The sequence below is a fragment of the Desulfosporosinus sp. genome (assembly GCF_014237355.1).
Lineage (GTDB): Bacteria > Bacillota > Desulfitobacteriia > Desulfitobacteriales > Desulfitobacteriaceae > Desulfosporosinus.
The window spans coordinates 1-10200 of the sequence record NZ_JABZFS010000032.1; the positions used below are offsets into that span (position 1 = coordinate 1).

At 40.4% G+C, this 10200-nt stretch carries 13 protein-coding genes; 3 read left to right on the forward strand and 10 right to left on the reverse strand.

What is annotated here, in order from left to right:
* From HGJ98_RS06525 to HGJ98_RS06545, 5 genes are all read right to left on the reverse strand, one after another.
* On the reverse strand, positions 1–2192 hold a 2192-nt coding region (locus HGJ98_RS06525; protein WP_291350260.1), incomplete at its 3' end, for a cell wall-binding repeat-containing protein.
* 126 nt (positions 2193–2318) lie between these two features.
* Positions 2319–2582 carry a heavy-metal-associated domain-containing protein gene (locus HGJ98_RS06530; protein WP_367142682.1) on the reverse strand — a complete coding sequence of 88 codons (264 nt, stop codon included), beginning with the start codon at positions 2580–2582 and terminating at the stop codon, positions 2319–2321.
* 93 nt (positions 2583–2675) lie between these two features.
* Positions 2676–3104 (reverse strand): hypothetical protein, encoded by a 429-nt coding sequence (locus HGJ98_RS06535; RefSeq protein ID WP_291350261.1) that lies wholly within the window; start codon positions 3102–3104, stop codon positions 2676–2678.
* A gap of 333 nt (positions 3105–3437) precedes the next feature.
* Positions 3438–3860 carry a sulfate reduction electron transfer complex DsrMKJOP subunit DsrJ gene (gene dsrJ, locus HGJ98_RS06540; RefSeq protein WP_291350262.1) on the reverse strand — a complete coding sequence of 141 codons (423 nt, stop codon included), beginning with the start codon at positions 3858–3860 and terminating at the stop codon, positions 3438–3440.
* A 271-nt stretch (positions 3861–4131) separates the two neighbouring features.
* Positions 4132–5043, reverse strand: coding sequence for a PepSY domain-containing protein (locus tag HGJ98_RS06545; RefSeq protein WP_291350263.1), 912 nt, complete (start codon positions 5041–5043; stop codon positions 4132–4134).
* Positions 5044–5298: 255 nt separating this feature from the next.
* On the opposite strand from HGJ98_RS06545, the gene HGJ98_RS06550 reads away from it, so the two are divergent.
* From HGJ98_RS06550 to HGJ98_RS06560, 3 genes are all read left to right on the forward strand, one after another.
* Positions 5299–5997 carry an NlpC/P60 family protein gene (locus tag HGJ98_RS06550; protein ID WP_291350264.1) on the forward strand — a complete coding sequence of 233 codons (699 nt, stop codon included), beginning with the start codon at positions 5299–5301 and terminating at the stop codon, positions 5995–5997.
* A gap of 193 nt (positions 5998–6190) precedes the next feature.
* On the forward strand, positions 6191–6919 hold the full coding sequence (gene sigI, locus HGJ98_RS06555; protein WP_291350265.1) for an RNA polymerase sigma-I factor: 729 nt from the start codon (positions 6191–6193) through the stop codon (positions 6917–6919).
* Positions 6920–6925: 6 nt separating this feature from the next.
* The gene (locus tag HGJ98_RS06560; RefSeq protein ID WP_291350266.1) at positions 6926–7954 is read left to right on the forward strand and encodes an anti-sigma factor domain-containing protein; all 1029 of its coding nucleotides are present in this window, start codon (positions 6926–6928) and stop codon (positions 7952–7954) included.
* Positions 7955–8088: 134 nt separating this feature from the next.
* Here the strand turns inward: HGJ98_RS06560 and HGJ98_RS06565 are convergent, their stop codons facing one another.
* From HGJ98_RS06565 to HGJ98_RS06585, 5 genes are all read right to left on the reverse strand, one after another.
* Positions 8089–8241, reverse strand: a complete 153-nt coding sequence (locus HGJ98_RS06565; RefSeq protein WP_081963029.1) for a LysM domain-containing protein — start codon at positions 8239–8241, stop codon at positions 8089–8091.
* 144 nt (positions 8242–8385) lie between these two features.
* Positions 8386–8763, reverse strand: coding sequence for a NusG domain II-containing protein (locus HGJ98_RS06570; RefSeq protein WP_367142684.1), 378 nt, complete (start codon positions 8761–8763; stop codon positions 8386–8388).
* 164 nt (positions 8764–8927) lie between these two features.
* Entirely contained in the window at positions 8928–9218 is a 291-nt protein-coding gene (locus tag HGJ98_RS06575) for an SHOCT domain-containing protein (protein ID WP_291350268.1), read from the reverse strand.
* Positions 9219–9291: 73 nt separating this feature from the next.
* Positions 9292–9486 (reverse strand): SHOCT domain-containing protein, encoded by a 195-nt coding sequence (locus HGJ98_RS06580; protein ID WP_291350269.1) that lies wholly within the window; start codon positions 9484–9486, stop codon positions 9292–9294.
* 364 nt (positions 9487–9850) lie between these two features.
* Positions 9851–10200: GGDEF domain-containing protein (locus HGJ98_RS06585; protein ID WP_291350270.1), on the reverse strand; the 350-nt coding region annotated here is incomplete at its 5' end.

Consider the following 10200-nt stretch of genomic DNA (forward strand, 5'->3'; position numbering starts at 1 on the left):
GCGGTTCCCATTATCATGGTTTCACCGGCACCGACTGTTCCCATAACGGTCGGTTGTGTTGTTTGGGCTGCAGCAACCGTTATATTTACGGTGTTACTTATGGACTTGTAGGGTGCTTTAGCAATGATCGAAAGCACTTCGTCTTTGGCCAGGGTCACACCGTCGTTTAACGTTACAGTGTAGATACCTGTCCCATCGGCTGTCGCTGTGCCAATTTCGGTATCATTCTTCTTAACACTTATTGTGGCCCCAGCCTCAGACGTTCCAGAAATCGTTGTATCTCCAGCTCTGACCGTTCCTGAGATAACGGGCTCTGACTTTTGAATGACATCTCTATCTCTATCTCTATCGCGATCTATAACTGGTGTAGATGAGATATCGCCTAGTTCTGTGGGGGTATCTGTCGTTGTTTTTCCATCGACAGTTCCGCCACCACTTACTTTGATACCGCCAGTAACAGAACTCAATTCAGTGATTTCCGCACCACTTTTAACGTCGATTTCAGATGTTCCCAATGCCACCAATTTGTCAATTTTGCCTGATAACACGGTAATTGATGAGTTATCATCAATAGATACGCTAGGAAAGTTACCTGCTAACTGAATTGAATCGGGAGACGTCGCCTTAGCCACGTTTAAAGAAGGAATAATTGAGCCATCTGCAGCTGTTAGTTTTATGCTCCCACTAAGGGAAACTTCGTTAGAGAATGTTCCTTGGAGTTGTACATTAATAGGTGTTTCTCCTAGAGACTGTGCGGCCAATGGTCCGATATCCGCTCCGTTTTGTGATTCAACATTAGCATTTGATTGAACTAGAGTAGATCCCAAAATTGTTCCTGTTTCTGCAACTACGCGAACGTTTGAGGAACTTGACACGACCAGACTATCGGAAGTTGTTTCCTTCAAGTAAATGCTAAGTTCTGCACCCGATAGGACGACAATTCTGTCAGCCTGCACGCTATCAAGTGTGGCAGAGCCGTCCTTACCTGGATCAACAAATATCGTACCCTTTACAACGACATTCTTCAGTGTTACTCCATCTGCATTGACAAGAATATTTCCGTTGACTGTTTTATCTTCGAATGTTGCGTTAAGAGTATTTAATTCCAAGGCTCCATCCAGGTTATTCAACTGTCCGGGTTGGTTATATCCTAAGCTTTGAACTGTCGAATCTGATATTACAGCTGTTCCTCCTAAAATTCCTGGATTTTTAAGTGCTATGTTTTTCTGAATAAACCCTTTAGTACCGTCTGGAACAGATTCTTTATTCACCAGTACGATAGCGCCTCTCACTTTGGCCACCATGGGAGCGCCTGCTAGAGAATCGATAAGGCTAGAATCATTCCCATTTGCAAAGAACATTTTGCCCCCAGCAATTAGGTTTTTAAATTCCTTTAACACCTCTGTGTTAGTATCAAAACGATCATTACCGCCGAGCCTCAAAGCATTGGGAAGTGCATCCTTTACAGAGTCAGCTACAACCGCTGTTCCACCTATGACATATGTTTTGTTTATACCCGACAAGTTGATGAAATCTGACACAGCTGTCGGTACGGAATCCTTATCAACGAGCAAAACTGGAATACCCTTCGCTGCAGCAATTGGGGCTATAGATATTGCATCAACATTTGCAAATGCATTTGTGACCACAATTTCTTGAAACGGTTTTATTGTTTGAATTTCCTTTGCGATATTTACAGCCGTTTCGTACCGATCATAACCCCCTAATCGTACCGTTTGAATACCCGCTGCACTAAGATCACTCTCTACTTTAGCCGAAATGACCGCTGTCCCACTTACCATATATACCTTTTTAACTCCTAGCTTCTTTAATTCGCTCATTGTGTCAGAAGGGACAGAATCTTTGTCTGCAAGGAGTATTGGTCCGTCGACTGCATTAGCGAGACTTGACGAGGCAAGCGCGTCCACCATGTTCAGATCACCAGACGGTGCTAGAACCGCTGTGCTGGCCGACTGCCACCCATAGTCCGCGATCTGAACTGTAGTACCATACCGGTCATACCCACCAAGACGAGTAAGCGCATTCACTAAGCTTTGAGTAGACTGAACATTGTACGTTGATTTTATTTGGACATCGCTCGCCATAGCGACCACAGGACTTAATCCCCCAGTCAGTGTAAGTGCGGTAATTGCAAGCGATGCGATGAATTTATTAGAATAGAATCTTGACACCTAATTTCCTCCTCTCTTTTTTTGTATCTAGCGTTTTTCCTTTAAATAAGACTTCAACTTATTTCCTTTTTTCACATCTCTGTATACTAAAATTCACTAGGTTGTGTGAGTCCCATCGGCATCTTATTATGGAAGGTTGATAATTCTGTAACCAGCCTGATCAACAGCCTTAACAAGTATCGAACGATCAACGGCTCCGATCACCACTGCCTGTTTTTGGGCTAAATCGACTTCTGCTTGCTTAACACCAGGAACTTTCAACAACGCTTTCTCAACGGAACTTTTGCAGTGCCCACAAGTCATTCCTTCAATTTTTAAGACAATCCCATCTTGGGGATTCAAAGTATTTACAATAGAATGGTCTTTATTCGAATTCCCACAGCAACCCATTTTGTATCGCTCCTTTTTTTAACTTAATTATTCTTTAGAGTCGTTGCTCCATTTTAGGGCAAAGTATGTCCATTGATGTATCCGAATTATTGTCTAGAAATTCATCATATTACTTCCACTTCCATTCATCATACTTCCTGAAGTAGCAGAACCGCTTCCGTTGGTCATCATATTTGCGCCTGAATTACTCATGAATTGGTTCATTTTATCAAGGTTATCTTGACCCATTTGGGCCTTAACATTTGGGTCTGAATTCATGAGATCTTGCATCGCCTTAACATCTCCCGATTGCATGGCATTCTGCATCTCCTGAGAATTATGAAGGTTTTGCATTTCCTTCGAATTCATTAACTCTTGGTGTTGCTCCGGTGAAAACGTTTGTTGCATAAATCCTTGCATTTGAGCGACCCACCCGTTCCCTTGTTGCTGGGTCGTTCCAGCTAAAGCTGGTAAAGCTACAAGCCCAACTGCCAATACAGCGGTTCCTATGATTGCTGTGAATTTTTTACTGAATTTCTTCATTATATATTCCCCCTAATTTAATCTTCGTTTTACTGCCTTACTGATCTTCCATGTCCTAAGTGTAACTTTAGGATACGATTTTCTCATGAAAAAGTTATGAATTTCTCATGAAGAAGGGATGTAACAAAACTTAAAGTTTCACTACATCCCATCTTGATAATGAGCGCTTAAAATAAGAACGTTACAGGCAAGCCCTCGGAACATTTATTGCCTGCCCAGGCATTTTTTGTGTTTACAACATACTTGATCCCATGTTGAGGCATATTTTGGCGAATACATTTACGTAACCCTGCCTCCTTTTTTTGAGTTATACAGTATTATTACCTAACGGTATTACTTACCCTTCTCACTAATATGAGGGTCGGGAAGTAAATGACACTCCCAACAATTCGGTTTTACAGCAGAGTAATTATGGCATGAAACACAAAATTGCTCCGACGTTTTTACTCCAGGGTTATAATGACAGTTCAAGCACGTTTGAAAGCTAAGTTTGTATTCTTTCCCTTTACTATTAATATACTCCGTTTTGCCCTCACGCACTCCTTCTTCTCTCCATTGGTACAGGAGTTTCAAATGATTAGCCTTCATGAATTCCGTCGACTCGATACACTCCTTAACTTCTAGTTGCCGGATAGCTGGAGTATCCAGATTTATTATAGGCCCCTTGTTAGATTTCCCTAAATTATAAAAGAGAGGAATGCTCAGTAAAGCAACAACGAATATAAGCCCCGCAATTATTCTTCTTCCTTTGAACAATATCTAATACCCGCCTTTCCGGTGAGATGCCTTGTCTCATAACTCAAATTTGACACTCAACCTAGGACCACGTCTCTTTTAGCCATTCACTTTCCACATATTATCTCTAAATGTGTGATTTATTATGTAGAATGAGTTGGTCAAAGATCAACATAGTTTTTATATAGAGTTAACATAAAAGCGACTAAGGATTCACTCCTCAGCCGCTTTTTATATGTTTACGGTACTTACTTAAACCTTCTGTAAAAGGGGTATTACGATTATAACCTCATTATTTGACATCAATCGATTGAATAATCGGTCCCTGCCAATTCTGTAACCAGACTTGTCCCGTATATCCATTTACATCTAGTTCAGCATAATCCCTGCCATCTTTTTGAACCATAAATTCATAGTACCCCGGTGCTAGTTCGGGTTTTCCGATCGAGTATCCTTCTCCCATTTTGGTTACAAACTCTTGAGCATTCTTAGTAGCCTGTTCTTCGCTAACCGTAACAGCTCCATCGTTTCCCCAATTCATATGTCCATATTTTGTGTTCCACATAATATTTGGCCCCATGTCAGTTATGATCCCTCCCCCATTCTTAAAAACCATAACTTCATAGGCTTTAGCTCCTGTCTTTCCCTCTTTAAACTCTACCCCATAAACATTTGAAAATTCATGAAGTTGGGAAATAACAACGTTTTGGTTAATCTTCTGTGCGTAAGCTTTTGCAATTGCCACGGCTTGATCAGATGAGGCAACTACACCATTGGTGAGATCAACTCCCAGACTTTTAGCGTCATAGCCGCCACCCATCATGCCATAACCACCCTGACCTCCCATCATACCATAGCCACCCTGACCTCCCATCATACCATAGCCACCCTGACCTCCCATCATGCCGTAACCACCGCCATATCTGTTAACACCCTGGCCCCCCATCATGTCGTAACCACCACTATAGCCATCTAATTCAGGAGTAGCAACAGAATCCGGGTTAGTATTTGTGGAAGAAAGCGTTAATGTTGAGGGCTGGGAAGTAGTTTCTTGAAGCTGAGTTGTTGTCGCGGTCGGTATATAACCGAGGGTCTGTCCTACAGATTTTGCTGCAACCGAGCCTGAATTTAGGGCAAATGCCGTACCCGAAAGCGCCACTAAGCTTACAATTGAGAGTCCTACGATCCATTTTGTCTTTTTCATATCTTTACCTCCTTAAAGTTTACCCAAGACCACTTTCAAAGCAGCCTTGTCTTTATGGCTCAAAGTATATTGGATCAATTCGATTATGCTGTGAATGAGTTGTGAATTTCTTATGAAGAAGGAGAGCCAGGCTGAGTTAATTAATCCACTCATTCACAAGAAATTCATAAGTCTTTCATAGGAAGTTCATAAAGAAATGGTACCTTGAGCTAGTTGGGTGACAACTTGCAACAACGAAAGGAGCTGTCATTATTAATGAAAAAACTAATTAGCTTAGCTATTCTTGGTGCTTTTCTAATGCTGGCACCTGCCCAAACAGTTCAGGCTGCAGTGGGGGATACCTTATTAAGGTTTGGATCAACTGGTTCAGATGTCGTTGAACTGCAAACTGAACTTAACTATCTAGGGTATAACGTCGGCATAGTCGATGGAATTTTTGGATCAAATACTCAAGCAGCAGTAAAAGCTTTCCAAACTGCTCAAAGCTTGAGCTCAGATGGAATCGTTGGTCCAATTACTGGTAAGCAACTTAACTCTCTTTATATTACTAAAGACGGCCAGTCGAATAATACCCAACCCCGTCAAGAGAAGGTAAATGCTATTATCTCTACTACAAAAAAGTATATGGGTGTTCCCTATTTATGGGGTGGAACATCTCCTGAGACAGGTTTTGACTGTTCAGGTTATGTTCAGTATGTCTTTGCCAAAAACGGGATTTCATTACCACGAGTTTCCCGCGATCAATACACTGTTGGTACTCCCGTAGCGTTTAATAACCTCCAGCCGGGGGACTTAGTCTTCTTCTCCATGGCAAAAAACGGAAACATCGATCATGATGGCATCTATATAGGAAACGGTCAGTTCATCAACTCTTCCAGTTCTAAAGGCGTTACAACTTACAATCTTGGTCCCTACTGGAAATCCGTATATGTTGGTGCCAAACGGGTATTTTAGTCAATTTAAACAAGATTGACTGGCTTTTCAAACTTAGCGAGATGTCTAGGAGGCGCAGACCCTTAATAACGGTCTGGGCCTTCTTTTATCCTGAGCAGGAGTAGGTAAGAAATTTCCATTAACTTTTTTATCGAGTACCCCCTGAAATTTTCGATACCTATACGAAACCAATCTATTAAGTGGAGGGGTTGAAGTGCCGGAACTAACAATTCAGCAAACTTTACTACTAGCGAAAAAAGGAAACGTACTAATAAGAGAGGAATTGATACAAAATCACAAACCATTTATTGCAAAAGTTAGCTCCGAACTCTGTAAACGCTATCTAACTTGGGGACATGATGAGGAGTTAAGCATTGCTCTAGTTGCTTTTAACGAAGCTATAGACGGTTATAAACCTGACCAGGGAGCGTCTTTCTACAGTTTTTCCAAAACAGTTATTACAAGACGACTGATAGACTTCTTTCGCAAAGAGTCGAAACATCAAGTACTCTCTCTTACTCCATTGGAAGCTGACGAAGATAACCTCTATGACTATGAGTCAGCATCATCGTTTAAACACTATAAAGAGGAAGAACAAAAAAGTAATTTTGCCGAAACTGTAAAAATCTACTCGACAGTTTTAGCCGAGTATGGAATACAATTAGAAGACTTAGTGGAAGTTTCTCCGAAGCATAGAGACAGCAAGTCTACTCTCTGGAAAGTCGCACAAGAGCTTTGTGAGCACCCAAATTTATTAATGCAGCTAACTAAAACTAAGCTTTTACCTCTCAAAGAGTTAGAACTCTTAACAGGCGTGAAGCGAAAGGTTCTCGAAAGAGGCAGGAAATATCTAATCGCGACGGCTTTAATCCTATCAGACCCAGAATTCGTGTCTTTAAAAGGGTTTACACAGGTAGATTCTATAGTCAAAGAGAGGAGTTAGCTTTTAATGAAAAAGACGACTGGCATTGTCATGAAGATATCAAAAAAAGTCACCATTCTTTATACTGAAAGCGGTGACTATTTAGAAATTAAAACACCGAAGGCCACCCCTACACTGGGGCAGGTTCTTGATATCGAGCTACCCGTTCATAAACCTTTAAGTCAGAGACTCCTCAAATTTGGTTCAATCGCTGCAATTCTACTACTCGCCTTGTCTCTAAGTGTCTTCAACTTAGTCTCGGGAGCTAATAATGCCGTAGCAGCCGTTGTACTGGATATGGATTCTAGTACGGAATTATTAATTGACCGTAATGCAAAAGTTATTAAGGTAATTGATGAAACTCAGGAGTCACCATCGAACTTACAACTTCAAGGAATGGACATATATTCTGCTGTAGGCTTGATTATTGATAAAGCGAATGAATATGGAGTCTTTAATCAAGCAAATACTCTGATTCTAACTAGTGTTATACCCATACAAGATCAACCAGTAGATGTTATCGATCAAACCAAACTCCGAGAATCTATAGAGCGCCATATGCTTAAAGAAAACATTTCTGCGAACATGATGGTTAGTAAGACAGATGAAGATACCCGAAGAGTGGCTCAAAGTCTTGGAATGAGTGTGAATCAGTATCAGATTTACAAGCGGATTCAGGAAAAGGGCTTGATTGTAACTGCAAATGGTTCTACTCCTAAGGATACCCTTCATATGTTGGCTGAGGCAAATACAACCTTAACCACACTTTTCCCGACAGAAAGCATGGCTATTTCTCACCAAAGCGGGATGCAAGAGGAGATGCCCGACTCGATGGGAAATCCGATGACCGGTGAGAATAATCATTCAAATGATTCCTCCAATTCAGGAGGATCAAATCAAATGTTACCCAACAAAGCAAATGATCCAATATCCTCAAGATACACTATGCCTGGCAGCCAACATAAAAGCAGTAATTCTTCAGAATCTATCCCGATGCCCATGAAAAGTAACCCAGACACTTCAGATGGCTCAAGAGAACATCAAATGATGCGTTAATCGAAATCGTCAATACGAGCGATTTTTAAAGTAATCGGCCGAGAGTAGCGCATGGATGAAGATACCAAAAAGAGGATGCTCTTGTGACGCATCCTCTTGAAAATTCCGTTTTTGATAGTATTATTTCGCAAATTCTAATGAATTTTGATTCTCTGACCGATATATATAAGATCTGGGTTCTTTATAGAAGGATTCATGTGCAACAAATGATGAACAGAGGTGTGGTGATGATGAGCTATTTTCCAAAGGGTTTCCCCACGTTTTACAGTATGAAATTTCATATGCATGTTCAGCACTCCTTTTACCAATTTAATCCATGATATGCCAGGAATATTAAGAAGTGCACGGCCATAATAAACGTTATCATTAATTCCACATTGTTTATATTCATTACTTTCATAGTGTAAATTTGGGAGTTAAGTTTTAGGGGACTATAAAATCTCATCATCTTTAGCGCCTTCAATTCTGACAATAATTTGGTTAGGGAGGCATACGATAGATTGGTATGCGACCTGTATCCACCCTGTGTCAGAGCAAATAGATTTCGGACAAATTTTATATTCCATTTCGACCATTCTTGCTCTCCCATTATTAACTTGAACATATCCAATATTTTCATTAAAGTTGAACTCATAAGTCTTGCTCTCATTAAGCTTATTCAACGGAATTTTCTTCACTACTTTATTGTTAACTATAATAACAAGATTGCTTTTTTGATCCTCTTTTTTTGAGAGCGTCATGATTCCAGTTGCAATAATACTTAAGAGCAAAACACCTACGACAATTAATTTTTCAAATTTTTCATATATATGTTTACCTTTCCCATTTCTATGTGTAACCCTGGGATACGATTATTTTATTAGAAAGCTGAGCATTATTAAGTAGAGGGATGTAACGTGGCAATATTTCTTAAAGAGTATGTAAAAAGGCAATGTCACTGAGACACTGCCTTTTTACACTAATCCAAAGTGGGTTACAGATGTTTTCCTTTTATTATGTCGTAGCTCTCTAGATCCTGCTTTCGACTTTGATACTCATGCGAATCTATTTCACCACGTGCATACCGTTCACTCAGAATGTCCATTGCCCGGTTATTACCTAGTACTGTATCTGTATGAACCCTAGAGCTCCGACGGAATAGATAGATAATCATTAGAATAATCCCAATCCCTAGGATGAGGTGCATGCATATCCCCATCATCCCATAGCCGCTTCCATAACCACCGTACCCCCATCCACCCATCATATTACCCCAACTCATCATATAAATTCCTCCTTTAAAAATTCTCTATAACCAAATGGGTCGTACGATATCCTTTTCAAGCGTAACCTTACCCTTAGCTCAACAGCTCTTGTTTCCGCTCAAGGTATTCCTCTTTTTGAATCTCACCGCGAGCATATCGTTCATTCACTATATCCAGCGGGGTATTCTTCCTCTGATATTTAGGATCTAAATAGCGAGAACCTCTGGAATTTGAAGTAGCTAGCATGTAATACGCAATAAAGATTAATAGAATTAAACCAAACATCATTCTGATCCTCTCCCTGATAATATTGAGATGATATGGCGTTTCCGCTCCCGTTCATCGAAGTGCCTCGTAGTCGGTTAAACAACTACCGTAGGCCATTATATTTCCATAAGAATTACTTTTAAATTCGTTCATTTTATCCAGGTTCTCTCGCCCCATTTGGGCTTTAACCTTTGGATTTGAATGAATTTTTATTAATATATTCCTCCAATTTATTTACTTCTTTGTTCGTTTGATTTGCTGTTCTATGTCCTTAGTGTAACTCTCAGATACGATTAACTCATGAAAAAGTTGTGAATATTTCATGAAGAAGGGACCCTGAAATGTCAGAGCCCCTTTCGAAAGATTTATTCTCCTATATGATTGGTTAACATAAAACAGTACAATTCTTTCCTCTTTGTTTCGCCCTTAAGAGTGCTTGATCAGAAGCCACAATAAGATCGTGAATACTCTCTCCATCGTCTGGATAACTTGAAACGCCTAAAGAAATCGTGATTTGAGGGTATGATTCATTATCGAGCCCACTTATTTCGGAACGGATCGTTTCGGCCATCTTCCAAGCGTTCGTTTTATCACAGTCCCTTAAAAGCAAAACTATCTCTTCTCCACCGTACCTATATACTCGATCACCCGCTCGAACACAAGCCTGAATTGTTTGTCCTACTTTAACCAGTACGCCATCCCCAACGTCGTGACCAAAACGATTATTGAAGTCTC

Bases quoted from the DNA above. Each gene is read 5' to 3' on its own strand.
- HGJ98_RS06530 (WP_367142682.1), bottom strand. From the start codon at position 2,582: ATGGGTTGCTGTGGGAATTCGAATAAAGACCATTCTATTGTAAATACT.
- HGJ98_RS06535 (WP_291350261.1), bottom strand. From the start codon at position 3,104: ATGAAGAAATTCAGTAAAAAATTCACAGCAATCATAGGAACCGCTGTA.
- HGJ98_RS06545 (WP_291350263.1), bottom strand. From the start codon at position 5,043: ATGAAAAAGACAAAATGGATCGTAGGACTCTCAATTGTAAGCTTAGTG.
- HGJ98_RS06550 (WP_291350264.1), top strand. From the start codon at position 5,299: ATGAAAAAACTAATTAGCTTAGCTATTCTTGGTGCTTTTCTAATGCTG.
- HGJ98_RS06560 (WP_291350266.1), top strand. From the start codon at position 6,926: ATGAAAAAGACGACTGGCATTGTCATGAAGATATCAAAAAAAGTCACC.
- HGJ98_RS06565 (WP_081963029.1), bottom strand. From the start codon at position 8,241: ATGCATATGAAATTTCATACTGTAAAACGTGGGGAAACCCTTTGGAAA.
- HGJ98_RS06575 (WP_291350268.1), bottom strand. From the start codon at position 9,218: ATGATGAGTTGGGGTAATATGATGGGTGGATGGGGGTACGGTGGTTAT.
- HGJ98_RS06580 (WP_291350269.1), bottom strand. From the start codon at position 9,486: ATGATGTTTGGTTTAATTCTATTAATCTTTATTGCGTATTACATGCTA.